Origin of the sequence: Tepidiforma bonchosmolovskayae (genome assembly GCF_008838325.1) — a bacterium.
Lineage (GTDB): Bacteria > Chloroflexota > Dehalococcoidia > Tepidiformales > Tepidiformaceae > Tepidiforma > Tepidiforma bonchosmolovskayae.
Genome location: NZ_CP042829.1, coordinates 926,881 through 951,110, shown reverse-complemented (window position 1 = coordinate 951,110; position 24,230 = coordinate 926,881). Strand labels below are relative to the sequence as shown.

At 70.5% G+C, this 24,230-nt stretch carries 24 protein-coding genes and 1 riboswitch; of the genes, 13 read left to right on the top strand and 11 right to left on the bottom strand.

What is annotated here, in order from left to right; all coding sequences use genetic code 11:
- Window positions 1-24: 24 nt before the first annotated feature.
- From Tbon_RS04890 to Tbon_RS04880, 3 genes are read left to right on the top strand one after another with little or no spacing between them, the layout of a single operon-like run.
- Window positions 25-1,116, top strand: coding sequence for a hypothetical protein (locus Tbon_RS04890; protein ID WP_158066581.1), 1,092 nt, complete (start codon window positions 25-27; stop codon window positions 1,114-1,116).
- Window positions 1,117-1,169: 53 nt separating this feature from the next.
- Window positions 1,170-1,517, top strand: a complete 348-nt coding sequence (locus tag Tbon_RS04885; protein ID WP_158066580.1) for an FmdB family zinc ribbon protein — start codon at window positions 1,170-1,172, stop codon at window positions 1,515-1,517.
- The gene (locus Tbon_RS04880) at window positions 1,514-2,119 is read left to right on the top strand and encodes a translin family protein (RefSeq protein ID WP_158066579.1); all 606 of its coding nucleotides are present in this window, start codon (window positions 1,514-1,516) and stop codon (window positions 2,117-2,119) included. Before Tbon_RS04885 ends, Tbon_RS04880 begins: the two co-directional genes overlap by 4 nt.
- Window positions 2,120-2,124: 5 nt before the next feature.
- On the opposite strand, the gene Tbon_RS04875 is transcribed toward Tbon_RS04880, so the two are convergent.
- Window positions 2,125-3,135: an isocitrate/isopropylmalate family dehydrogenase gene (locus Tbon_RS04875; RefSeq protein WP_158066578.1), complete on the bottom strand. Its 1,011-nt coding sequence runs from the start codon at window positions 3,133-3,135 to the stop codon at window positions 2,125-2,127.
- A gap of 163 nt (window positions 3,136-3,298) precedes the next feature.
- Here Tbon_RS04875 and Tbon_RS04870 point away from each other — a divergent pair, with 163 nt between their 5' ends.
- From Tbon_RS04870 to Tbon_RS04850, 5 genes are all read left to right on the top strand, one after another.
- A complete protein-coding gene (locus tag Tbon_RS04870; RefSeq protein WP_158066577.1) occupies window positions 3,299-5,365 on the top strand; it encodes a sodium-translocating pyrophosphatase in 2,067 nt (688 codons plus the stop codon).
- 105 nt (window positions 5,366-5,470) lie between these two features.
- Window positions 5,471-7,369 (top strand): hypothetical protein, encoded by a 1,899-nt coding sequence (locus Tbon_RS04865; protein ID WP_158066576.1) that lies wholly within the window; start codon window positions 5,471-5,473, stop codon window positions 7,367-7,369.
- Window positions 7,370-7,509: 140 nt separating this feature from the next.
- Window positions 7,510-7,642: riboswitch (cyclic di-AMP (ydaO/yuaA leader) on the top strand.
- An 86-nt stretch (window positions 7,643-7,728) separates the two neighbouring features.
- Complete coding sequence (locus Tbon_RS04860) at window positions 7,729-7,947, top strand: hypothetical protein (protein WP_158066575.1); 219 nt, start codon at window positions 7,729-7,731, stop codon at window positions 7,945-7,947.
- A gap of 147 nt (window positions 7,948-8,094) precedes the next feature.
- Entirely contained in the window at window positions 8,095-8,358 is a 264-nt protein-coding gene (locus Tbon_RS04855; protein ID WP_192498154.1) for an antibiotic biosynthesis monooxygenase, read from the top strand.
- Window positions 8,359-8,590: 232 nt separating this feature from the next.
- Window positions 8,591-9,358 carry a response regulator gene (locus tag Tbon_RS04850; RefSeq protein ID WP_225734745.1) on the top strand — a complete coding sequence of 256 codons (768 nt, stop codon included), beginning with the start codon at window positions 8,591-8,593 and terminating at the stop codon, window positions 9,356-9,358.
- Window positions 9,359-9,456: 98 nt separating this feature from the next.
- On the opposite strand, the gene Tbon_RS04845 is transcribed toward Tbon_RS04850, so the two are convergent.
- From Tbon_RS04845 to Tbon_RS04835, 3 genes are all read right to left on the bottom strand, one after another.
- Window positions 9,457-11,637 carry a vWA domain-containing protein gene (locus tag Tbon_RS04845; protein WP_158066572.1) on the bottom strand — a complete coding sequence of 727 codons (2,181 nt, stop codon included), beginning with the start codon at window positions 11,635-11,637 and terminating at the stop codon, window positions 9,457-9,459.
- 114 nt (window positions 11,638-11,751) lie between these two features.
- On the bottom strand, window positions 11,752-12,384 hold the full coding sequence (locus tag Tbon_RS04840) for a DsbA family oxidoreductase (RefSeq protein WP_192498153.1): 633 nt from the start codon (window positions 12,382-12,384) through the stop codon (window positions 11,752-11,754).
- On the bottom strand, window positions 12,381-12,596 hold the full coding sequence (locus Tbon_RS04835) for a hypothetical protein (RefSeq protein ID WP_158066570.1): 216 nt from the start codon (window positions 12,594-12,596) through the stop codon (window positions 12,381-12,383). The genes Tbon_RS04840 and Tbon_RS04835 overlap by 4 nt, the downstream gene beginning before the upstream one ends.
- On the opposite strand from Tbon_RS04835, the gene Tbon_RS04830 reads away from it, so the two are divergent.
- Complete coding sequence (locus tag Tbon_RS04830) at window positions 12,501-13,259, top strand: enoyl-CoA hydratase/isomerase family protein (RefSeq protein WP_225734744.1); 759 nt, start codon at window positions 12,501-12,503, stop codon at window positions 13,257-13,259. The two genes, Tbon_RS04835 and Tbon_RS04830, sit on opposite strands and share 96 nt — an antisense overlap.
- Window positions 13,260-13,319: 60 nt before the next feature.
- Here Tbon_RS04830 and Tbon_RS04825 read toward each other — a convergent pair whose 3' ends face one another.
- Genes Tbon_RS04825 through Tbon_RS04805 form a run of 5 tightly spaced genes read right to left on the bottom strand, consistent with a single transcriptional unit; the run spans window position 13,320 to window position 17,709 of the window.
- Window positions 13,320-14,906 (bottom strand): long-chain-fatty-acid--CoA ligase, encoded by a 1,587-nt coding sequence (locus tag Tbon_RS04825; protein WP_158066568.1) that lies wholly within the window; start codon window positions 14,904-14,906, stop codon window positions 13,320-13,322.
- Window positions 14,907-14,943: 37 nt separating this feature from the next.
- The gene (purK, locus tag Tbon_RS04820) at window positions 14,944-16,062 is read right to left on the bottom strand and encodes a 5-(carboxyamino)imidazole ribonucleotide synthase (protein WP_158066567.1); all 1,119 of its coding nucleotides are present in this window, start codon (window positions 16,060-16,062) and stop codon (window positions 14,944-14,946) included.
- Entirely contained in the window at window positions 16,059-16,550 is a 492-nt protein-coding gene (gene purE, locus Tbon_RS04815; RefSeq protein ID WP_098502495.1) for a 5-(carboxyamino)imidazole ribonucleotide mutase, read from the bottom strand. Before purE ends, purK begins: the two co-directional genes overlap by 4 nt.
- Before the next feature lie 25 nt (window positions 16,551-16,575).
- Window positions 16,576-17,214 (bottom strand): hypothetical protein, encoded by a 639-nt coding sequence (locus Tbon_RS04810; protein ID WP_158066566.1) that lies wholly within the window; start codon window positions 17,212-17,214, stop codon window positions 16,576-16,578.
- A 60-nt stretch (window positions 17,215-17,274) separates the two neighbouring features.
- On the bottom strand, window positions 17,275-17,709 hold the full coding sequence (locus Tbon_RS04805; protein WP_158066565.1) for a hypothetical protein: 435 nt from the start codon (window positions 17,707-17,709) through the stop codon (window positions 17,275-17,277).
- Between the two features lie 125 nt (window positions 17,710-17,834).
- Between Tbon_RS04805 and Tbon_RS04800 the strand changes: the two genes are divergently transcribed.
- From Tbon_RS04800 to Tbon_RS04790, 3 genes are all read left to right on the top strand, one after another.
- Complete coding sequence (locus Tbon_RS04800; protein ID WP_098502492.1) at window positions 17,835-18,029, top strand: ferredoxin; 195 nt, start codon at window positions 17,835-17,837, stop codon at window positions 18,027-18,029.
- Between the two features lie 126 nt (window positions 18,030-18,155).
- The gene (locus Tbon_RS04795) at window positions 18,156-19,451 is read left to right on the top strand and encodes a cytochrome P450 (protein ID WP_192498152.1); all 1,296 of its coding nucleotides are present in this window, start codon (window positions 18,156-18,158) and stop codon (window positions 19,449-19,451) included.
- Between the two features lie 115 nt (window positions 19,452-19,566).
- Entirely contained in the window at window positions 19,567-20,847 is a 1,281-nt protein-coding gene (locus Tbon_RS04790) for a cytochrome P450 (protein WP_158066563.1), read from the top strand.
- Window positions 20,848-20,940: 93 nt separating this feature from the next.
- Here Tbon_RS04790 and Tbon_RS04785 read toward each other — a convergent pair whose 3' ends face one another.
- Window positions 20,941-22,101, bottom strand: coding sequence for a S49 family peptidase (locus tag Tbon_RS04785; RefSeq protein WP_192498151.1), 1,161 nt, complete (start codon window positions 22,099-22,101; stop codon window positions 20,941-20,943).
- A 333-nt stretch (window positions 22,102-22,434) separates the two neighbouring features.
- Here Tbon_RS04785 and Tbon_RS04780 point away from each other — a divergent pair, with 333 nt between their 5' ends.
- Entirely contained in the window at window positions 22,435-23,112 is a 678-nt protein-coding gene (locus Tbon_RS04780; RefSeq protein WP_192498150.1) for a GNAT family N-acetyltransferase, read from the top strand.
- Here the strand turns inward: Tbon_RS04780 and Tbon_RS04775 are convergent.
- A complete protein-coding gene (locus Tbon_RS04775; protein WP_158066560.1) occupies window positions 23,061-24,224 on the bottom strand; it encodes a DUF2851 family protein in 1,164 nt (387 codons plus the stop codon). The two genes, Tbon_RS04780 and Tbon_RS04775, sit on opposite strands and share 52 nt — an antisense overlap.
- Window positions 24,225-24,230: the final 6 nt, after the last annotated feature.

Sequence of the window (24,230 nt, the reverse complement as noted above, 5' to 3'; positions counted from 1 at the left end):
CCGACCCCTCACCGGAGCACGCGCATGGCGATTACCCCCGCCGACGACTACCTCATCCACCAGACGCCTTACACGGTCGACCGCGTCTTCACCAGCGACCGCAACTTCTACGACCGCTACTTCTTCAACGGCTACAGCCCCGATGCCTCCGTCTACTTCGGCGTGGCCATGGGCCAGTACCCCAACCTCGGCGTCACCGATGCCGCCTTCAGCATCGTCGTGGACGGCCGCCAGCGCGTCGTCCGCGCCTCGAAGCGGCTCGGCCCCGACCGCATGGCCGCCGCCGTCGGGCCCATCGCCGTCGAGGTCCTCCGCCCGCTCCACGACCTCCGCGTCACGGTCGCCCCCAACCCCTACGGCATCGAGGCCGACCTCGTCTTCCACGCCCGCTCCCTGCCCGTCGAAGAGCCCCACTTCTTCCGCATGGCCGGCAATGTGCCCGTGATGGACTACACCCGCATGACCCAGCACGGCGGCTGGTCCGGCACCATCCGCGTCGACGGCCGCGAATTTACCCTCGACCCCGCCTCCTGGTGGGGCTCCCGCGACCACTCCTGGGGCATCCGCCCCGTCGGCGGCCGCGACCCCCGCGGCGCGCCGCCCCGGCAGCCCCCGCAGTTCTTCTGGAATTGGGCGCCCCTCAACTTCCCCGACCTCTGCACCCTCTACACCGTCTCCGAATCCGCCGATGGCGCCCGGTGGCACCAGTCCGGGGTCATCCTCACCCCCTACCCCGACGCCGCCATGACTGAGGCCGCCGTCGACTACCGGCTCACCTTCAAGTCCGGCACCCGCTGGCTCCAGTCCGCCGTCATCACCCTTGCCCCCGCGAACGGCGACCCGCTCGAAATTACCTTCGAACCGCTCTACCCCTTCCTCATGAAAGGCCTCGGCTACGGCGAACCCACCTGGGGCCACGGCATGTGGGTCGGCGAGGACGCCGTCGATGGCACCGAGTACATCCTCAGCCAGGAGCAGCCGCTCCAGAACCTCCACGTCCAGCAGGTCTCCCGCGTCCGCGCCGGCAGCCGCGAGGGCCTCGGCGTCTTCGAACTCATCGTCCTCGGGCCCCACGCGCCGACCGGCTTCAAGGACCTCCTCGACCCCGCGCCCTGAACGCGCCGCCCCGGGCCGTGGACACCGCCACGACCCCTTTCGACAATAGAACCATGCCGATCTACGAGTTCCGCTGCGCCGACTGCAAAAAGGTGACGAACTACTTCACCCGGAAGATCGACACCGAGGTCCGGCCGCCCTGCGAACACTGCGGCAGCCCCAACACCAGCCGCATGATGTCGAAGTTCGGCCGCTCCTACACCCGCCAGGACATCCTTGAGAAATACGGCGACCCCTCCGCCGGCCGCGGTGGCCCCGAAGACTACCGCGACCCGCGCCAGATCGGCACCTGGGTCGAAAAGAAGTTCGAAGAGTACGGCATGGACCTCCCCGAGGAGGCCCGCACCATGATCGACGCCGCCCGCGAGGGCGAGTTTCCCGACCCCGTCAAAGACCTGTGAACACCGAACCGCTCGAGCGCATCATCCCGGAAATCCTCGAGCGGTTCGCCGCCAAGAACGCCGCCCGCGAACAGGCCCTCGCCGCTGCCCGCGTCATCATCCGCACCAGCGCCAACGCCATCCGCGCCGTCCACCGCGGCGAATTCGACGCCGCCCGCCGCCTCATCGCCGAGGCCCGCGCCACCCACGAAGCCGCCGTCCGCGCCCTCGAAGGTCACGCCGACGTCTACCACGCCGGCTTCCTCCACGACGCCCAGAAGGAGTACGTCGAGGCTGTCACCACCCTCGAACTCTGCGCCGGCGGCGCAATCCCCGGCCCGGCCGAACTCGGCGTCGAAGACCCCGCCTACCTCAACGGCATCGGCGAAGCCGTCGGCGAACTCCGCCGCGTCATCCTCGACCGCCTCCGCGCCGGCATCTTCGACGGCTGCGAAGCCCTCCTCGCCGCCATGGACGACATCTACAACGTCCTCGTCACCATTGATTACCCCGACGCCATGACCGGCGGCCTCCGCCGCACCACCGACCAGGTCCGCGGCATCCTCGAAAAAACCCGCGGCGACCTCACCCTCGCCATCGTGACCCGCCGCCCGGACGTCTAGCCCGCTCAGGCCGGAACCGCCCGCCGGATCACCGCCTGCGTAAACGCCATCGTGTCCAGCGTCCCGCCGAGGTCGCGGGTCTTCTCGCCGGCCGCAATCGTATCGTGCACCGCATCCACCAGCTGCCGCCCCAGCGCACCGTGTCCGCAGAACTGCAGCAGGTAGCCGAACGCCTCGATCGCCCCCGAGGGGTTCGCAATCCCCTTCCCCGCGATGTCCGGCGCCGTCCCGCCCGCCGGGTCGAACACCCCGATGATCGGCTGATGGCTCTTCGAAAACGCGTACGAAGCGCTCGCGCCCAGCCCGATCGACCCCACCAGCCCGTATACCATATCGCTCAGGAAGTCCCCGTACTCGTTCGGGCAGACCACCACGTCGTACCGCTCCGGGTTGATGATCAGCTTCGCCAGCAGCGCATCGAACAGCTCCCGGGTGTGCGTCACGTTCCGGTACTCCGTTGCCACCTCGGCCACCACCTCCTCGAACAGCCCGTCCGTCGCCCGCTGGATCGTGTACTTGCTCGTCGAGGTCACCGCCTGGCGGTGCTGCTCCGCCAGCCGGAAGGCGAAGTGCGCCGCGTGCTCCACCGGCGTCCGCTCCATCACCCGCACGCTCACCGCCGAGTAGTAGCCGATCCGGATCCCGGCGTCCTCATACGTCCCGCCCGTCGCGATCCGCACCACGTGCAGGTCCACCTTCCCCGTGTAGTTCCGGCTCACCCCCGGGTAGCTCCGGCACGGCCGGTGGATGACCGCCAGCCCCAGCCGGTCCCGCAGCACCTGGTTCGGACTCACCGTCTCCGTCACTGTCGGGTACTTCATCGCCGCGCCGAGCGCCCGCACCGCCTCGATCCCCTCCTCCAGCGCCGCCGGCGACGCCTCCCGCCGCTCGAGTGACCAGTCGATTGGCCGGAACCGTACCGGCGAACCCAGCGCTTCGTTCACCGCATGCACCGCCGCGCGCAGCTCCCCTGCGATCCCGTCGCCGTTCAGCTCCGCAACCTCGCGTGTCGCCATCGCCGACCTCCCTCGTCGTCCTCCCCCAGAGTGTGCATCGCCGCCCGTTTCCCGTGAACGAACCAAATTCCCCGTAACACCGCCGATTGGTAGGATTCGCGCGGTTTGGGCAGCGCCGCGCACCCGTCGGCAGCGCGGCCACACATTCCTACCGGGGGACAAGATGAACAATCTGCTCGTAGCGCTCGGGGCAGGCGTCATCGCGCTGCTCTTCGCAGCGTGGACGGCCCGGCGCGTCCTCGCCGAAGAGGAAGGCACCGACACGATGAAAACCATCGCGCGGGCCATCCAGGAAGGCGCCGCGGCATTCCTCCGCCGCGAATACACCTTCCTCTCCGTCTTCGTCGTCATCGTCGCCGTCGCGCTCGCCGTCTTCGTCGACTACGACGTGCTCGACCGCTTCGGCCCGCAGCATGGCGAGCTCACGGACTTCCCGCGCACGGCTGCTGCCTACATCCTCGGCGCCGTCTCCTCCGCCCTGACCGGCTACGTCGGCATGTACATCGCCGTCCGCGCCAACGTGCGCACCGCCGCCAAGGCGCGCCAGGGGCTCAATCCCGCCCTCCGCGTCGCCTTCAACTCCGGCGCCGTCATGGGCATCACCGTCACCGGCATCAGCGTCATCGGCCTCGCCATCGTCTACCTCATTACCCAGGACACCCAGCCGCTCACCGGCTACGCCTTCGGCGCCTCCTCCATCGCCCTCTTCGCCCGCGTCGGCGGCGGCATCTACACCAAGGCCGCCGATGTCGGCGCCGACCTCGTCGGCAAGGTCGAAGCCGGCATCCCCGAGGACGACCCGCGCAACCCAGCCACCATCGCCGATAACGTCGGCGACAACGTCGGCGACGTCGCCGGCATGGGCGCCGACCTCTTCGAGTCCTACACCGGCTCCATCGTCGCAGCCATGGCCCTCACCACCGCTGCCGTCGTCGGCAACGACAAAGGCATCTTCGATACCGGTGACGTTGCCAGCTGGGACTCCAAGGCCTTCGCCCTGCCCCTCCTCGTCATGGGCATCGGCATCATCTCCGCCATCATCGGCACCTTCCTCGTCCGCACCAGCGAACAGGCCTCCATGGGCCGCCTCCTCTGGGCCCTCCGCACCGGCATCTTCACCGCCAGCGGCCTCGTCCTCGTCGGCACCGCCGGCCTCCTCGTCGTTATGGACCTCCCGTTCGAGCTCTTCTGGGCCGTCCTCATCGGCCTCGTCGCCGGGCAGGTCATCGGCACCGCCACCGAGTACTACACCGCCTACGAATTCCGTCCGACACAGAACCTCTCGAAAACGGCCGAAACCGGTCCCGCCACCGTCATCATCGGCGGCCTCGGGCTCGGCATGCTCTCCACCGCGGTCCCGCTCCTCACCATCGTCGTCGCCATCTGGGCGACCTACCAGATCGCCGGCCTCTACGGCATCGCCCTCGCCGCCGTCGGTATGCTCTCCCCGCTCGGCATCACCCTCGCTACCGACGCCTACGGCCCCGTCGCCGATAACGCCGGCGGCATCGCCGAGCAGGCCCACCTCGACCCCTCCGTCCGCGAGCGCACCGACGCCCTCGATAGCCTCGGCAACACCACCGCCGCCACCGGAAAAGGCTTCGCCATCGGCTCCGCCGTCCTCACCGCCCTCGCCCTCATGGTCACCTACGCGCAGGTCGTCGGCCTCGACACCATCGACATCCTCGACGTCGAGACCATGCTCGGCCTGCTCATCGGCGGCCTGATGCCCTTCGTCTTCTCCGCCCTCGCCATGGGCGCCGTCGGCCGCGCCGCCATGGCCATGGTCAACGAAGTCCGCCGCCAGTTCCGCGAAATCCCCGGCATCATGGAGGGCACCGGCAGGCCCGATTACGCCCGCGCTGTCGCCATCTCCACCGATGGCGCCATTCGCGAGATGATCCTCCCCGGCCTCCTTGCCGTCATCGTCCCGATCCTCGTCGGCTCCATCATCGGCGCCGAAGCCCTCGGCGGCCTCCTCATCGGCTCCATCGCCAGCGGCTCCGTCCTTGCTCTCATGATGGCCAACGCCGGCGGCGCCTGGGACAACGCCAAGAAGTACATCGAAGCCGGCCACCTCGGCGGCAAGGGCTCCGATGCCCACAAGGCCGCCGTCGTCGGCGATACCGTCGGCGACCCCTTCAAGGACACCGCCGGCCCGGCCATGAACATCCTCCTCAAGCTCATGTCCATCGTCGCCGTCGTCTTCGGGCCCCTCTTCGTGGGCTGACGCGCTCCGTCCTTCGCCCGCACGAAAGGCGGCCGCCGGTTGAGCTCCGGCGGCCGCTTCTCTATGCTGCGCCATCCGCCAACCTTCCCGCGGAGCCCGCCCGTCATGCTCCTCGCGCAGGCCCTCATCCCCATCGCCGCCGTCGTCGCCGTCGCCGCCGCCTTCGTCTGTGCCCTCGCCGCCCGCGACCCCGCTGCGCCGCCCCCTCCGCCCCGCCGGGCCGCGCTCCTGGAACTCTCCCTCGTGCTCCTGGCCGCAGGTCTCGTTGCAACCGTCGCTGTCGCCGCCTTCATCGGCGGGTACGCCGGCGCCCTCGACCGTGCCGCCTGGGCCGGCGGCAGCTTCATCGCCGGCTGCGCCGCGGTCGCCGCTGCCGGCCTCCTTGCCGCCGCCCTCGACGCCGACGCCGGCCGGCCCGCAGCCGTCGGCCCGCTCTCCGGCGGCGCGCTGGCGCTCGGCGCGGTGGCCGGGCTCTTCGGCCTCGCCAGCAGCCTCGCCGGCGAAGGCCCCTGGGCCGGCGCCTCGCTCATCGCTCCCGCCGCCGGCGGAGCCGGCCTCGCCGCCGCCGTCGCCGCCTTTGGCCCCGGTGCCGCGCCGGCCCGGACCTCCCTCGGCCCCCTGGCCGGCGCCGTGGTCGCCGCCGCTGCGCTCGCCGGCCTCCTGGCCGCCGGCGAACTCTCCGCCCGCTCCGGCGATGCCGCCTGGAGCGCCTTCCCACTGGTTGTCGCCGCCTGCGTCCTCGCCGCTGCCGCCATCGCCTCCATCCCCGGCGCCGTTCTCGCCGCGTCGGGCCGCGCCGCTGCTCCGCTCGTCTCCGCATGGCTCGCCGCCATCGTCAGCGCCCTCGCCGTCGTCGGCGCCGCCATCGTGCTCCTTCCCGCCGGCGCCGGGTGGGCCGCCGGCGCGGTCGGGGCCGGCCTGGGGGCCGGCCTCCTCCTCGCCCATGGCGGCATCCTTCCCGGCGCCGCCGCAGACCGCCTTCCCGGGCGGCTTCTGCCATGGCTCATCGGCGCTCTCGCGCTGGCGATCGCCTGGACCCTTGGCCGCGAACTCGCCGGCGAAGGGTTCGCCCCTGGTGCCGCCGGCCTCTACGGACTCACCCTCGCGGCAGTCGCGGCCCCCGGCCCGGTGCTCGTCCGCCTGGCCATCTTCCCCTTCGCACCGCCCGTGACCGCAGCGGCTGCCGCGGTCGATGTCGAAACCTGGGCCCGCCCCGGGGAGGCCGGCATCGCCCTCGCCGTCACGGCCGCGGCTGCCCCTGCCCGCCCCGAGCCGGCGAACGCCCTGCCCGCGGCCGGCATCGCCGCCGCGGCGGCCCTCGCGCTCGCCGTCGCGCTCTCCCCGCACGCCCGCCACGAACTCCTCCGCGCCGCCGAAACCGAGCCCGTCCGCGCCGCTGCCGTCGTCCAGGACCTCGGCCTCCTGCCGCCCGGCGACCCCGACCGCTACGCCTTCGCCAACGAACTCGAACAGCGGCGGCTCACCCTCGAGGAGCTCCGCCAGCAGGTCGCCGACGACGCCGACTTCGGCCCGGCCGACGTCCGCCTCCTCCTCGCCGCCGATACCGCCGCGCGCGACGCCTTCGTCGACGCCCGCCTCGCCTCCGGCAGCCTCATCCCCGGCGAGGCCGAGCGCATCACCGCCGCCCGCCGGCCGCTCCCGCCCCTCCTCCCGCTCCCCGGGGTCTCCGCTGGCGCCGCTGTCGGCGTCCTCGCAGGCTTCGCGGTCGCCGCGGCGGCCGGGGCCGCCCGCCGGCCGGCCAGCCCCCTCCGGCCGCTCATCGCCGCCCTTGGCCTGCTCGGCCTGTTGCTTGCCGTCGGCCCGGTCCTCCGCTTCTTCGGACCCGGCGAAGCCGATTCCCTCCAGTTCGTCGCAGCCTTCGCCCTCGTGGCCGGCCCCGGAGCCGCCCTCATGGCGCGCGAGGACGCCGGCACCGAAGCCCCCGCCCTCGGTCTCGCCGCGGCAGGCCTTGCCCTCGCCCTCGCCGCCGGCCTCCTCGCGTGAGGCCCTGCCGCCCGGGATTCCCCCGACCCGGCGGTAAAATTGTGACGAAAAGCGCAAAGACCTATTGACAGCCTCCCGGCCGATTGGTAGCTTGCGGCAGGTGAACGGTGTTCGCGCCGTTTGCATGCGCGTTCGGTTACTCGCACCACCTGCCTAGTGCGCCGCCTGGCGCAGCGGGGGACCCAACGTCCCGGGGCGAACGCGGCATCCGCCGCAAGGGCGCCTTCCGCCCGAGCCCGTCAGCTAACCCCGTCGGCAGTCTGGAAGGCCTGGCGAGCAGGTAGCTCGTTTCGAGGTCTTTTTTTCTGTCCTCGAACTTCACCATAACGTCCGCATCGAAAGAGGAGGGAACTACCGTCATGCCAGCTTTGCAGGAAGCACCGCCGAAGTCGTGCCCCAAGTGCCGCGGCTCCATCATCGTCGAGCGCGACTGGCACGGCACCTATGGCAGCTGCATCATGTGCGGCTACGTCCACGAGGTGCTCACCAGCCCCCCCGTCGACCTCGCCGCCGAAGAGGCCGCCCTTCCCCAGCGGCAGCGCCGCCGCCAGCCGTCCCACGGCAAGCTCCGGCTCTGATACCGCCGGTCAACAACCAACCGCCCTGGACCGCATGGAACCCCCGCCCGCGCGGGGGTTCCGTCTTTTCGGCGGCCTCGCCGCGCCCTAGAATTCGCCCTCCGGAGGTAGCAGAGCACACCCATGCCGTACATTCGCCTGTCCATCATGAAGCCTCGCCGCGGCGAAGAAGCCCGCGTCGAAGAACTCCTGCGGAAGCTCGACCAGGCCGTCGCCGCATCCCCCGGCTGCCAGGTCACTTACCTGATGCGCCCCCACGACGAAAGCGGCGAAATCGCCCGGCTTGCCATCTACGACTCGGAAGAAGCCGCCGAACACGCCGCCAACGATACCCACATCATGGCCCTCCGCTCCGAAATCCACCTCTGCGTCGAGCCCGGCCACATCGAGCGCGCCTTCTTCACCATCTAACCCGGGCCCCGTTCCGCCCGGCCTCGGTCGGGAAACCCCTGATTCCCGCCCGCCGGGCCCCGGATCCCCGGGAGATCCCGCGCCACGATTAGGGTTTTTGCCAATACGCCCGCGCGAGGCACGACCTAGACTCCTCCCTGTCGCCGGAACCCCGCCACCTGGCGCCATTCCGATACGGCACGGCCCACCAGCCAGCGCCGGAGACCACGAGAGGAGTTCGACCGTGAACCAGATGCGCCCCCAGCCCAGGACTCTCCCGGCCCGCACCGCCGGGGCGACGGCCCGCGGAACCGGCCCCATCCGCATCCTCCTCGTCGATGACCACGCCGTCATCCGCCAGGCCCTCCGGATGCTCCTCGAGGCCCAGCCCGAACTCGAAGTCGTCGCCGACGTCGAGAACGGCCGCGAAGCCGTCCAGGCTGTGGAACGCCTCCAGCCCGACGTCGTCCTCATGGACGTCGTCATGCCCGGCCTCAACGGCCTCGAAGCCACCCGCCAGATCCGCCGCATCGCACCCTCCACCCGCGTCGTCATGCTGAGCGGCTTCGTCGACGAAGACCAGCTCCTCGATGCCATCCGCTCCGGCGCCTCCGGCTACATCATCAAGAAGTCCGACGTCTCCGAACTCGTCCTCGCCATCCAGACCGTCCACCGCGGCAACAGCTACTTCTCCAGCTCCCTCTCCGAAGGCTTCGACCTCGCCGAAGTCCTCTACCAGGCCAAGCGCGCCGACCAGCGCAACGGCATGGATACCCTCACCAGCCGCGAACGCGAAGTCCTCCAGCTCATCGCCGAGGGCTACACCAACCAGGGCATCGCCAACGAACTCTACATCTCCGTCAAAACCGTCGAAGCCCACAAAGCCCACATCATGGCCAAGCTCCACGCCCGCAACCGCACCGACCTCATCCGCTACGCCATCCGCAAGGGCATTGTCCGCCTCGAGAGCGTCGACGAAGCCCAGGCCATGCTCGACGACGCCGAAGCCGCTGCCGGCTGATCCCCGCACCTCCTGCGTCGCACCTGGAGCGAAGGGGCCCGCACCCGCGGGCCCCTTCGCGTCGGCCGAATCCGTCGAGCTGCCCGGCAGCGCCGGCCCTAGCCCATGCCCGCCAGCCGCTTCCGCTTCTGCGCCACGTAGTCCACCAGGATGTACTCGCCCAGCTTATCCGGCGTCGTGTAGAACACCCGCCCCTTATTGATCCGGGCCACCTGGTTCACGAACTCCTTCAGGTAGTAGTTCCGGTCCAGCATGAAGGTGTTGATGGTGATCCGTTTCTGCGTGCACCGCTTCACCTCCTTCAGCGTCTCCCGGATCGTGATCGGGCTCGGCGGGTAGGCGAAGTACGAGCGCCCGCGCTCCAGGTGCGCCGTCGGCTCACCGTCCGAAATCATGATGATCTGGCGCGTCCCCTGCGTATGCTTCGCCAGCAGCCGCTGCGCGATGATCAGCGCGTGGTGCATGTTCGTCCCCAGCACCGACTCATCCCACCGCACGTACGGCAGCTCCTCCGTCTTCAGCTCCCGCGCATAGGCGCTGAACCCGATGATGTACAGGCTGTCGCGCTGGTACTGCGACGAAATCAGGTTGTTCAGCGCCATCGCCACCTTCTTCGCCGCCTGGAATGAGCCGCGCAGCGCCATCGACCAGCTCAGGTCGAGCATGATCACCGTCGCCGTCTGCGTCAGCATCTCCGTCCGCGCCACCTCGAAGTCATCCGGCTTCAGCTTCAGCGGCGTGCCCGGCCCCTCCCGGTACATCGAGTTCATCATCGTCTTCTGAATGTCCAGGTAGAACGGGTCACCGAACTCGTACGGCTTCGTCGTGTCCGTCCGCTCGCCGCCGGTCCCCGTCTCCCGCACCTCGTGCTTGCCGAACGTATCCGCCTTCAGCTGCTGGTAGATCTCCACCAGCGCCCGCTGGCCGATCTTCCGCGTGCCGCGCGGCGTCAGCTCCCACTGGTTCCCCTTCTTCCGGATGTACCCTGCCTCCTCGAGGATCTCGAGGAACTGCTTCAGCTGTTCCAGCGCCTCCCGGGCCTCCGGCCCGAGCAGCTCCTCCAGCTTGTCCGCATCGATGTCCTCGATGTCCCCGCCGTACTGCGTCCGCTCAATCTGCCGCTCCAGCTCGTCGATCGACTGCATCTGCTCCATCAGCTGCATCGCCGACTGCAGGTCCAGCTCCTCCTCGCCCCGGAACGGGTACTGGTTCCGCAGGTCCCGCATCGGGTAGAGGTACTCCAGGTTCTGCGCCAGCTCGTTCAGCGCCTGCTGCAGCTCCGGGTCCCCGATCTTGTCCGAGAGCAGGTCCTGCAGCTGCTGCCGCAGGTCCCCCGGCAGCGAATCGAGCAGCGATTGCATCTGCCCCATCTGGTGCTGCATCTGCCGCACCAGGTCGTCCAGCGACTGCGGCGGGTTCTCCCCGAACAGGTCGCCGTACTTCTGCATGAACTCCTCGAAGTTCGGCTCCCGCCCCGCCATCCGGTCCTGCAGCATCTGGTTAAGCTCTCGGACCATCTCCTTCATCCGCTGCAGGTCCTCGGGCGACATGTTCGCAATCTGGTTGTAGAGGTCCTTGAAGAAGGTATCCATCATCGCCTTCTTCAGGGACTCCAAAAGCTCGTTGAACTTCGCCTGGGCCTCCGGGTCCATGAACTCGTAGTTCTGGAGCTGCCGGACCTGCCCCGCCACATCCTGCGGCAGGTTCTCCAGGAACTCCTTCTTCCGGTTGGCGATGTTCCGCAGCATCTCCGCGAACTCGCGCGGTGGGGTCGGCTGGCCGCCTTCCTGCCCCTGCCGGCTCCCCTCGCCCGGTTCGCCCTGGTCGCCGCGCTGGCCCTGCTGCTGGTTCGCCTGCGCACCCTCCTGCCCGGCCGGCTGCTGTCCTGCCTCGCTCCGCTGCTGGCCCTGCGGCGAACCGCCGTCCTGCTGCTCCCCTGCAGCCTGCCCCGCTTCCTCCAGCCGCCGCTCCAGCGTGTTCCGCTCCAGCTCGAGGATCTCGTCCAGCTTCCGCTTCAGGTCATCGAAAATCGACGACAGGTCGAACCGGTCCAGCTGCTGCCGCCGCTGCTGCCGGAGCTGCTGCAGCAGGTCCCGGAGCCCCTGCATCCGCTGGCCCATCGGGTTCCGCATCCCGCGCTGCATCAGGTTCCGCAGCGCGTGCTGCAGGTCCCCGAAATTCATCAGGTCATCCGTGATGTTGTCCAGGATCTGGTCCGGGTCGAGCGCCGGCACCTCCTGCGTCCCATCCCACATCGAGTAGCGGTAGCGCATCGCCATCGGTCCAAACCTCCCCGGGCGCGGAAGCCCGCGCCGTGTGCCACGAGCGTAGCCGAATCGCAAGGGGTTGTCAGTCCGCCCTCCCCCGCGTGCTCCCGCAGGGGAAACCGCCCGCTACCCCTGCCGGCGCCGCGGCACCCCGAGCCGCTCCATCACCGCATCGAACACCGCCGGATCCTGGGCCCCCGGCAGCACAAACCGGTCGCCGAACACGAACGTCGGCACCCCCGAAATCCCCGCCTCCCGCGTCCACCCGATCGCTTCGAGCACCCGCGGCCGGTAGGTGTGCGCCTCCAGCGCCGCCCGCAGCGCCTCGACGTCCAGCCCGGCCCGCTCGCCCACGGCCAGCACCACCTCCAGCCTGCCGATGTCCTCCAGCTCCGTGAAGTACGCCCGGAACATCTCCCGGGCGTAGGCCCGCGCCCGCCCCGCTTCGTACGCGAATTCCGCGCCCTCGTGCGCCAGCACCGAATTCGACGTCCACTCCCGCCCGCGCGTGAACCGGATGCCCGCAGCCTCCGCCCGCCGCTCCATCGCCGTCGGCGGGTCTCCCGGCCGCGTCATCGGCCGCCGCGGCTTCCCCTCCGGCGGCGTCGAAGGGTCCAGCAGGTACGGCACGTGCCGCACCTCCACCTCGTACTCCCGTTCCACCCGCTCAATCTCCACGAGCCCGAGGTAGCACCAGGGACAGACGAAATCCGAAATCACCAGGACCTGCAGCGGCCCCGCCGGGGCGTCGTTGCTCATCCCCGGCACCATACCCCGCTCGACAGCCGCCCCGCAATCTGCTCCACTCCGCGCACCACTCTCCCGGGGGATGCAGTATGGCCTTCTAACACCTCACGCTCGACATCGCCGACGACATCGCCACCGTAACGCTCAACCGGCCCGAAAAGCTCAACGCCCTCAACCGTCCCCTCCAGCAGGAGCTCCTCGAGGTCTGCCACCAGCTGAAGCACGACGACGGCGTCCGCGCCGTCATCTTCACCGGCGCCGGCCGCGGCTTCTGCTCCGGCGCCGACCTCTCCGGGCCACTGCCAGAGGGCCCTGACCGCCTGCCTTGGCAGCAGCTCACCGACGAAGACAGCTGGGTCGGGCGCCAGGCCCGCGCGGTCTACACCATCGACAAACCCACCATCGCCGCCGTCAACGGCATCGCTGCCGGCGCCGGCTTCTCCCTCGCCCTCGCCTGCGATATCCGCATCGGCAGCGAACAGGCCCGTTTCAAGACCGTCTTCATTGAACGGAACCTCTCGCCCGACTCCGGCATGAGCTACCTCCTGCCCCGCATCGTCGGCCAGGGCAATGCCCTCGACCTCATCCTTACCAGCCGCACCGTCGACGCCGACGAAGCCCTCCGCATTGGCCTCCTCCAGCGGCTCGTCCCCCACGAGCGCCTGCTCGACGAAGCCCGCGCCGTGGCGCAGCAGATCGCCGCGCTCCCGCCGATCGCCGCCATCATGTCCCGCCGCGTGGTCCAGCGCGCCTGGGAGAACGACTTCGATGCCCAGCTCCGCGAAGAGATCCACGCCATCGCCATCTGCCGCCGCGCCGTCAACGACGCCCGCGAACAGCGCCAGGCCTTCCTCGAAAAGCGCCCGCCGCGTTTCACCGGCAGCTGAAACGCCGGGGGCCGCGGCCGCGCCGCAGCCCCGCAATGGCCCCCGGCGTCCCGGGCCGGGTCAGTTCACCCGTCGCTGCTTGCCGGCCCAGTACTTCTCCCGGATGAGGAACTTCTGCAGTTTCCCGGTCGCCGTCCGCGGCAGGCTCTCCACGAAGTCCACGCCAGTCGGGCACTTGAAGTGCGCCAGGTGCTCCCGGCAGAACTGGATGAGCTCCTCCTCCGTCGCCGTCATCCCCGGCCGCAGCACCACCAGCGCCCGCGGCGTCTCACCCCACTTCTCGCTCGGCACGCCGATGACCGCGCACTCCAGCACCGCCGGGTGCTTGTAGAGCGCATCCTCGACCTCCGCCGACGAGATGTTCTCGCCGCCCGAGATAATCACGTCCTTCTTCCGGTCGACGATGTTGATGTTCCCGAACTCGTCCCACGTCGCCAGGTCGCCCGTGTGGAAGTACCCGTCGTAGATCGCCTTCGCGGTCTCCTCCGGCTGCTCCCAGTACCCCTTGAGCACCACGTTCGAGCGCGCGCACACTTCGCCGATCGTCCGGTCATCCTTCGGCACCGGGTCCCCGTTGTCGTCGAGCACCTGGATCTCCACGCCGATCGCCTCGACGCCGGCCCGCGCCCGCCGCTGGTAGTTCTGCCCGTCCGGGTTGTGGTAGTCGGGCGTGCTCACCGTCAGGATCGGTGACGTTTCCGTCAGCCCGTAAATCTGGATGAACTCCCAGCCCAGCTCCTTCTCGAGCCGTTCGATGAACGCTGCCGGCGGCGGTGCGCCCGCAACCACGAACCGCGGCCGCGTCGTGATCGTGTACTTGTCCCGGTCCGGGAAGGTCAGGATCGTGTTCAGCACCGCCGGCGCCATGCAGGCGAACGTAATCTTCTCGTCCTGGATCAGCCGGAAGATATCCGCCCCCACCACCGCCCGCAGCACCACGTGCGTCGCCCCCATCGCCGTGATCGCAAACGGGCCGCCCCAGCCGTTCGCATGGAACATCGGCAGCGTCCACAGCTCCCGGTCCTCGTGGCGCACCCGCAGGTGGGCGATGAAGTTGTACGCGTTGATGTAGACGTTCCGGTGGGTCAGCATCACGCCCTTCGGGCGCGCCGTCGTCCCCGAGGTGTAGTTGATCGACGTGACGTCGTTCTCGTCCTGCTCCACGAACGGTGTCGCCGTCTTGGGCTGGCTGCCCACCAGCTCATCCCAGTCCACCCACCCCGGCGGCGTCTGTTTCGGCGTCCGCGGGTCGGCCACAATGAAGTGCTCCACCGTCTTCAGGTTCGGCCGGATGTCATCGATCACCTTCGTGTAGTCGTAATCGACGAGCACCACCTTCACGCCCGCGTGGTTGATGATGTACTCGTGGTCCGAGGCCACCAGCCGGTAGTTGAGCGGCACCAGGATCGCCCCGATCTGCGTCACCCCGTAGTAGCTCTCGAGGAAGTAGTGGCTGTTCGGGCTGAGGATGCACACCCGGTCGCCCTTCTTCACCCCCAGCGAGAGCAGCGCATGCCCCAGCTGGTTGCACCGCTCCTGGTAGTCGCGGTACGTCATCCGCAGGTCGCCGTCGACGATCGCTTCCTTGTTCGGGTAGAGCTTCGCCGCGCGGCGCAGGAAATCGTTCAGCAGCAGCGGTACTTCCATCGGCCGGTCCCCCGCGTTCACAAGATGCGCGCGGATTCTAGCCGATCTCACACCCCGGTCGAGCAGGCGGCGGCGCGACCGCGTTCGAACCGAGCACCGTCACGTGGCCAAGCTTCCGCCCGGGCCGCGGCGCCTTCCCGTACCGGTGCACGAACGTCCGCCCCGGGTGCGCCGCCGCCAGCGCTGCCAGCGCCTCCTCGTCGATGTCGCCGATCAGGTTGAGCATCGTCGCCGGCTCCCGCAGCGTCGTGTCCCCGGGCGGCAGCCCGGCCACGATCCGCACCAGCTGCCCGAACTGGCTCGTCGCGCACGCCTCGATCGTCAGGTGCCCCGAGTTGTGCGGCCGGGCCGCCACCTCGTTGACCAGCACCCCGCCGTCCGGCAGCAGGTAGCACTCGAGGCACGCGATGCCAGCGAGCCCGGCGCCCTCCGCGAACCGCCGCGCGAACTCCCGCGCTGTCGCCGCCGACGCCTCCGGGATCCCCGCCGGCGCGCTCGAAACCCGCAGGATCCCGCCCCGGTGCACGTTCCGGATCGGGTCGAAGAACGCCAGCTCCCCCGCCCGGCCCCGGCAGACGATGACCGAGAACTCCGCCGCAAACGGCACCCGCTCCTCGACCACGCAGGTGCCCCCGCCGAGCGACGCCCACGCCTCCGCCAGCTCGCCGGGCGCGGTCACCCATGCCTGCCCCCGGCCGTCGTAGCCGCCCGTCGCCCGCTTGATGACCGCCGGCATCGCCAGCTCCCGCCCCGCTGCCTCCGCCTCGGCCGCACTCGCCACGATCCGGTGGCGCGGCACCGCGATGCCCAGCCCTGCCGTGAAGGTCCGCTGCTTCGCCCGGTCCTGCGTCGTCAGGATGATCTCCGCCCGCGGCAACAGCTCTATCTGCTCCCCCACCGCCGCGAGCGTCTCGGCCGGCAATGTCTCCGTCTCCACCGTCGCCACGGCTGCCAGCTCCGCAAACCGGGCGATCGCCGCCGGGTCCGTGTACCCGCCGACCACCAGCACATCCGCGGCCTGCGCAATCGGGCAGTCCGCCGTGTCGGTGAAGGCCGCCACCCGGTAGCCCAGCGCGTGCGCCGCCTCAGTCAGCATCAGCCCGAGCTGCCCCCCGCCGATGACGCCGATGGTCGAACCCGGGGGCAGCGCCGTCATGCCAGCTGTTCGCCGAGCACGCGGTCCCGCTCCTCCGCCATGAACGCCGCCACCCGCTCCCGGAGCGCGGCGTCCTCCGCGCCGAGCAGCCGCACGGCGAAGTGCGCCGCATTCACCGCACCCGCCTCACCGATCGCCATCGTCGCCACCGGCGTGCCGCGCGGCATCTGCACAATCGAGAGGAGCGAGTCGAGTCCCTGGAGCGCCTTTGTCTGGATCGGCACCCCGATCACCGGCAGGGGCGTTTGCGCCGCGGTCATCCCCGGCAGATGAGCCGCGCCCCCGGCCCCCGCGATGATCACCTTCAGCCCGCGCGCCGCCGCCGTCGAGGCGTACTCCGTCACCAGCCCCGGCGTGCGGTGCGCCGAGACCACCCGCGCCTCGTAGGGCACCCCGAACCGCTCGAGCACCTCCGCCGCCAGCCGCATCGTCGGCCAGTCGCTCGAACTGCCCATGATGATCCCGACGAGCGGCGCCTCCCCGGCCATGCCCGCATTGTACGGCCGCCGCGCGCTACGGGCGGCGGTTCCGCGCGTGCTCCGCCAGCGCCGTAAAGAGCGCCGCCACCCCTGTCGTCGGCACCGTGATAAACGGCGGGTCGCCCGCCTCCCGCCGGCGGTACAGGTCGCTCACCTTGTGCGGCAGCGGCGTCCCCGCCCATGCCAGCACAACGTCCGCCCGCGCCTTGTCCGCCTTCGCGTCCTGCTCCGTGACCCGCACATCCCCCTCCACGAACCGCAGCCGCGGCCCGCCGGCTTCCCGCATCAGCCGCGCCGCCTCCTGCCGCGCCGGCGGCGCACCGCCCAGCACCAGCACCTCGCGCACCCCCGCCGCCCGGCACGCCTCCGCCGCCAGCCGCGCCGCCTGCAGCGAGTTCGAACCCCCGCACCCGGCGCACCGCTCCCGCGTGGTCCGCACCACCGCCCGCCCAGTCGCCCGCGCGGCAGCCTCGCAGGCTGCCGCACCGCACCAGCCGGCCACCCCCGCCCAGAGCGCCTCCCGCGCACGCTCCTTCTTCGCCAGCGCCATCCGCGCCTTTTTCCCTGTCGTCAGCCCCGCCGCCGCCAGCACCGCCCGCGCCGTCGACAGCCCGTCGGCGTCAACGAGCCCCTCCTCGGCGAGCCACGCATCGATCGCGAAATCGGCGCTCACCCGCCAATTGTCGCAGGGAGCGCCGTCACCGCATGTCGCGGGGCGCCGCGGCGAAGTCCGCTACTGCGCCGTAAACGTCTTCCGCTCGCCGTTCACCACCACGGTGTACTCCCGGCCACTCACGAAGTCCGACCCCAGCTCCACCGTCGACTCGTGCGTGCCGTACACCATCGTGCACGCGACCTCGTCGCTGTCCGGCACCCGGTTCGTCACCCGGATCACAATCTCTGTGTCCGTCCGCGCGACCATCTCCCACGCCTCGAACCGCGCGCACCCGTTCGGCAGCCCGCTCGTGATCACGGCCGCGTACTGCGGCGGCATCGATTCCCGGACGACGATGTCGATCGCATCGATCGGGGCATCGACCACCTTCGTCGGGTACCCGTCGTTCGGCCGCGAACCGGTCGAACCATCGTCGTCGATGCACGCCGCCGCGACGGCGAGCGCCGCCAGGGCAGGGAGGAGCAGCAGGGGAACGCGCAGCAATCGGTTCATGCACAGAAAGACGCCGGCGCCGCGCCGAATGTTCCGCCCGCGCGTAGCTTACCGCGCGGTAAGCCGCTATGCTTCGGCCACAGGCGGCGCTCGCCGCCGCAATCCCAGCCCTGGAGAACCCGAACGTGAAAGTGCGCGTCAAGACGGACATGTGCGAAGGCCACGGCAAGTGCGAAAAGGCCGCCCCCGAGCTCTTCAAGGTCGGCGACGACGACGTCTCCATCGTCCTCATCGAAGGCGACATCCCGAAGGAGCTCGAGGAGAAGGCCGAGCGCGCCTACCGCCTCTGCCCCCGCCAGGCGATCGAACTCCTCCCCTAGCCCGGACCGGGCCCTGCTCCGTACCCCGCTGTTTCGTAAACGCTGATTCACTTTTCCCGGCCGCTACGGTACCATCGCGCCACCGATATTCCCCCATAGACCCGGGCCATGCCCCCGGAGGAGCCAGTGACCGCACCTGCCATCCAGCCCTCGGACATTAATCTCAACGACCCCGAACGCTTCCAGAGCGGGGAGTTCCACGAACTCCTCCGCATCCTCCGCCACCACGACCCGGTCCACTGGAACCCGCCGGGCGAAGTCGCCAACGGCTTCTGGTCCATCACGAAGTACGAAGACATCCTCTTCATCTCCCGCAACCCCGAGCTCTTCATCTCCAGCAAGGGCATCGCCGGCCCCGGCATCAAGCCCGAAAAGCTCGCCGAGCTCGACTTCGCCGCCCAGCAGCAGAACGCCGGCGGCAACGCCTCCATCATCACGATGGACCCGCCCCGCCACGTGAAGATGCGGCGCCTCGTCAACAAGGGCTTCACCCCCCGCGCCGTCAACGCCATGGAGCCCGAAATCCGCCGCATCACCAACGAAATCCTCGACCGCGTCGCCCAGAAGGGCGAATGCGACTTCGTCCTCGAGGTCGCCAGCCAGCTCCCCCTCGCCGTCATCTGCGGCATGATGGGCGTCGAGCAGAAAGACTGGCCCCTCATGTTCGAACTCACCAACAAGGTCCTCGGCTCCGGCGACCCCGAGTACCAGACCGATGTCCCCGAGGAGGAGCGCGGCACCGGCGCCGCCGCCCGCGCCACCGCCTTCAAGGGCCTCCAGACGATGCTTGAATACTTCCGCGGCGTCCTTGAAGACCGCCGCCAGCGCCCCCGCCAGGACGACCTCGTCACCATCCTCCTCGAGGCCGAAGTCGACGGCGAAAAACTGACGGAGGGCGACATCCTCCAGTTCTGCTTCCTCCTCATCGTCGCCGGCAACGAAACCACCCGGAACGCTATCTCCGGCGGCCTCCAGGTCCTCTGCCAGCACCCCGACCAGAAGCGCCAGCTCATCGAGGACCCCTCCCTCATCGACTCCGCCGTCGAAGAGATCCTCCGCTGGACCTCTCCCCTCCACCACATGGCCCGCACCGCCACCGCCGACGTCGAGCTCCGCGGCAAACAGATCCGCGCCGGCGACCGCGTCCTCATGTGGTACCCCTCCGCCAACCGCGACGAAGACGTCTTCGAAGACCCCTACCGCTTCGATATCCGCCGCACCCCGAACGACCACCTCGCTTTCGGCATCGGCGAACACTTCTGCCTCGGCGCCGGTTTCGCCCGCAAAGAGCTGAAGGTGATGTTCGAAGAGCTCTTCCGCCGCTTCCCCGATATCGACGTCGTCGGCCCCCCGGAGCGCCTCCGCTCCACCTTCATCAACGGCATCAAGCACATGCCGGTCCGCTTCACCTCGGAACGCTGACCCTGCACCTCCGCGCCCGCGCCATCTTCCGGCGCGGGCGCCGGTGCCGTACCCTATCGACCGGACGGTAAATTCCCCGGGACAGAACCAACCAGACAGCACTGCGGAGCACCACGTGACCACCGAAACTCAGACCCTCACCCTCGCCGATATCGACCTGAACGACGGCCTCCTCTTCGAGCAGGGCCTCTCCCACCAGGCGTTCAAGCTCCTCCGCAGGGAGGACCCGATCTCCTGGACCCCGCCCACCGAAGACGCCAAGGGCCACTGGAACCTCGTCAAGTACGAAGACGTCCTCTTCGTCTCCCGCCACCCGGAGATCTTCAGCTCCGAAAAAGGCATCACCGAGTACGAGCCCATCGATGAGAGCGAGGCCCTCCTCGCCGCCCAGGGCAACGGCAAGATGATCATCACGATGGACCCGCCGCGCCACGTCAAAATGCGGCGCCTCGTGAACAAGGGCTTCACCCCCCGCGCTGTCGCCCTCTGGGAGCCGAAGATCCGGGAGACCACCAACATCCTCCTCGACCGCATCGCGAAGAAGGGCGAGTCCGACTTCGTCCTCGATATCGCCTGCAACATCCCCCTCGCCGTCATCTGCCAGATGCTCGGCGTCCCCGAGAAGGACTGGGAGCTGATGTTCGCGCTCACCAACAAGGTCCTCGGCTCCGGCGACCCCGAGTACCAGACCGACGTCCCCGAGGACCAGCGCGGCACCCCCGAGGCCGCCCGCATCACGGGCAACATGGGCACCATGCAGATGTTCGGCTACTTCGCCCAGGCCCTCATGGCGCGGAAGACCGCCCGCACCGAGGACATCATCTCCCTGCTCGTCGACTCCGAAGTCGACGGCGAAAAGCTCACCGACGAGGACATCCTCTGGTTCTGCTTCCTCCTCATCCTCGCCGGCAACGAAACCACCCGGAACGCCATGTCCGGCGGCCTCCTCGCCCTCTGCGAACACCCCGACCAGAAAAAGAAGCTCCTCAACGACATGTCGCTCATCGACTCCGCCGTCGAGGAGATCCTCCGCTGGGTCTCGCCGGTCACCCACATGGCCCGCGTCGCCAAGGAGGACACCGCCATCCGCCACCAGCCGATCAGGGCCGGTGAGCGCGTCGTCATGTGGTACCCCTCCGTCAACCGCGACGAAGATGTCTTCCCCAACGCCGACGTCTTCGATATCACCCGCACCCCGAACGACCACCTCGCCTTCGGCATCGGCGAGCACTTCTGCCTCGGCGCCGGCTTCGCCCGCCTCGAGCTGAAGGTCCTCTTCCAGGAACTCTTCCGCCGCTTCCCCGACATCGACCTCGCCGGGCCGCCCCAGCGGCTCCGCTCCACCTTCATCGGCGGCATTAAGCACCTGCCGGTGAAGTTCACGCCCGAGAAGTAGCCGGGCGCTCCTCCTGCCTTTCCCCTCGTGCGACGGGGGCCGGAATTCCCGGCCCCCGTCCGCGTTGTCCGGCACGCGCCGCCCGGCGGACCGCTACCGCCCCCGCGCGCAGAGCGCCACCGGGTCGCCGTAGTAGGCCAGAATTGCGTGCGCCGGGAAGCAGATGCGCGTCGGCCCCGCGGCCGGCGCCTCCGCCCGGTCCCCGCTCCCGAGCCCCAGCTTCCCCAGCAGCCCGCCCCAGGACCACCCGCCGCCGGTCTCCCGGACAACCCGGAACTTCCCCGCCTCGAGCCCCGCCAGCGCCGCCGCCCGCGCGTACGCCTCCGGCCGGTCCGCCGTCCCGTCGATCAGCCCGAGCTCCTGCGCGGTCGCGTTGTCGTAGACCATCGCCCCGATCCGGTCCCGGATTGTCGCCTCCGGGATCTCCCGTTTGGCGGCCACGTACCGCACGAACTCCGCGTACTCGTTTTCGACCCCGCGCTGAAGCTCCGCCTTCTCCTGGTCCGTCAGCGGCCGGTACGGCGCCCCCACATCCTTCGAACGGCCCGCCGTGATCGGCTGAAAGACGATCCCGTTCCGCGTCGTCACCCCGCCGCCGAGGATGCCGCCTTCGGTCGCGAAGATGCCGTCCCAGTACTCCACCGCGCCCATCGTCACGCCGATGCTCCCCACAAGGCTGCCGTAGTCCGCCAGGATCAGGTCCGCGGGCGCCATCGCGTACATCCCGCCCGAGGCGCTCAGCCCCGCGACGAACGCCACCACCGGCTTCCCTGTCTTCGCGCGGTACTCCTCAATCCCGGCAGCGATCGCCCGCGCCCCGAAGATCGTCCCGCCCGGCGTCTCGAACTCGAGGATGACGCCGGCAATGTCGCTGTCCTCGGCCGCTTTCCGCAGCTTCTCCCGCACCTCGTAGCCGTACACCACGCCCGGCAGCCCGAAGAACCCGGCCGGCTCCAGCTCCTCCCCGAGAATGACGCCCGTCACCGGGATGGAGAGCAGCTTTCCCGGCGCACCGGCCTCGCCGTACACCACGTCCTCGCCGTTCCCGCCCGAATCCGAGACTGCAGCGATGATGACCGCAAGGATGATGACCGGCAGGAAGAACGCAAATCCCAGCGTCACGCCGAAGCAGCCCGCCGCGACGACCGCCTTCACGCCGGTCCGCCAGATCATGGTCCAGGTGCTCTCCCGCGCCCCCGGCGGCGGGTACGGCCCGCTGTACCACGCCTGCAGCCCCGGCCCGTAGCCTACCACCGGTGCGCCCGCGCCCGGCGTCGGCCCCTGCGCACCCGGCGTCCCCGGTCCGGGGCTTCCGGAAGCCCCCGGCGCCCCGGCACCCCTGGGCGTCCCCATCGTCGACTCATCACCCATGCTCTCGAACCCCCCGCCCGCACCGCCTTGCCAGCGCGGGCACCCACAGCCTACCAGACCGCCCCCGCCGCCCGCGGGAACAGGCCTCAGGGATGAGGGATGAGCTGCGCTCCCCGCTCCCCGTTCCCCCCTCCCCGCTCCCCGCTCCCCGCTCCCCCGGGGCGGTGCCGGTGCGGGTGGCGGGGCTCCCTCCTCCCTCCTCCCTATACTTCCCCTGTGGCCGCCGAACCCTCCCGGGCACCGGTTCCCCTCCTCGAGGGCGAAGGGCTCACCCTCCGCCCCTGGGACGCCGACCTCGTCGCCCAGATGGCCCGCTGGGGCGAATACGGCTTCCCCTACCACGCCTTCGACCTCGGCCACCTCCGCGACCCCGCCCGCGCAGCGGCCGCCCTCGCCGAGCACACTGCGCCAGGCCGCCACCGCCACTACGTCGCCGTCGAAGCCGGCCGCGCGGTCGGCCGCTGCTCCGTCAACCTCGAAGACCCCGCCGGGCTCTACCTCTGGGCCGTCCACGTCCCGCCCGAGCACCAGGGCCGCGGCGTCGCCCGCCGCATGCTCGCGGTCCTGATGCGCGCCCTCGAGCAGGAGTTCCCCGGCCGCGAGTTCGTCCTCACCTCGAACACCTTTGCCGTCCACGCCCACCGCGCCTACCTCGCCCTCGGCTTCCGCATCGTCGAAACCCGCTGGCAGGTCGACCGCGAGGTTGCCGAGCGGCTCTGGCGCGTCACCGAGCAGGAGCGCGCCCCGCTCGCCGGCCATATCCGCTTCCACGAGGGCCGCTGGCAGGTGCGGGCGTTCGTCTTCCGCCGGGCGCCCGGCGCCCCGATGGACCTCCGGACCCGTCAGGCCGGCGGCGAGAGCGGGCAGCGGCCGCAGGCGCCCTTCTCGCAGTAGTCGGCCTGGAGCAGGAGCCCGCCCTGGAGCCGGCCCGCCGACCCGAACGGCCGGCTGTCCAGCCCGCCGAGCCACCGTTCGAGCGGGCGGAGCTTCCCGTACGTTCCCGGCGAGGGGAGCGCCGCCCACGCCTCCAGCGCCGCCTCCTCCGGCCACGCGCCGGTCCCCAGCGCCGCCGGGATGACCGCGTTCGCCGCCACCTCGATCGCCGCGCCCCGGCCGATGCCCGGCGCCCGGGCGGCCTGCCAGCCCGCGCCCGGCGTCAGCAGCGCCGGCCAGCCGCCGTCCGACCCTCGGGGCCACCACCGCGCGGCCAGCGCCCCGAGCGCCCCGAGCCGCGCCGCCGGGGCCGCCGCCGGGCGCACCCGTCCCCCCGCCCGGAGCGGCCCGGCGGCCGCGCGGAGGGCTGCCGTCATCGCCAGCGCGCGCTCCTCGCCGCCGTATCCCGCCCCCGCCTCGAGCAGCCCGCCGAGCCCGGGCTGCTCCTGCACCGCCCGCGCAAGCGCCCGGTGCGCCGGCCCCAGCAGCGCCTCGGCCGCCAGGGCGAAGAGCGCCGTCCCGGGTCCGCGCGCGGCCGCGAGGAGCGCAGCGCGGTTCGCCTTCATCCGCAGCCGCCGGACCCCCATCCGGGCCAGCGTCGCTTCGACGTCGAGCCCGGCCGCCCGGGCGAACGCGCACGGCGGCACGAACGCTGCCGGCGTCCCCGCCGGCGCCGGCGCGAAGACGAGCAGCGGCACCCGCCGCACGCCCCTGTGGGGCGTGGCCCGGAGCGGCAGGTCGTTCCCCGCCACCACGTGGAGGGCGACGCCGGCGTAGGCCGGGTCGCGGTCGTGCCCGTGCGCGAACCAGCCCGAGTGGCGGAGGTGCAGCTCGACATCGCCGCGGAGGAGGTCGCCCTCGACCTCCACGATGGCGCCGCGGAAGTCCGGCCCCGTCCCGTCGCCGGGCACCCCGGGGAACACGACGCGTGCCGTGCGGCCGTCCGCCAGCCGGAGCGGCCCCGCCGGCCCGCGGCCCCACGCCGCCTGGAGCTCCGCCTCGTCCCGGAACGGCAGCGCCTCCCGCCCGGGCCGTGCCCCCCGGGCCCGCACCGCCTCACCCCTGCCCATCATGCCCCT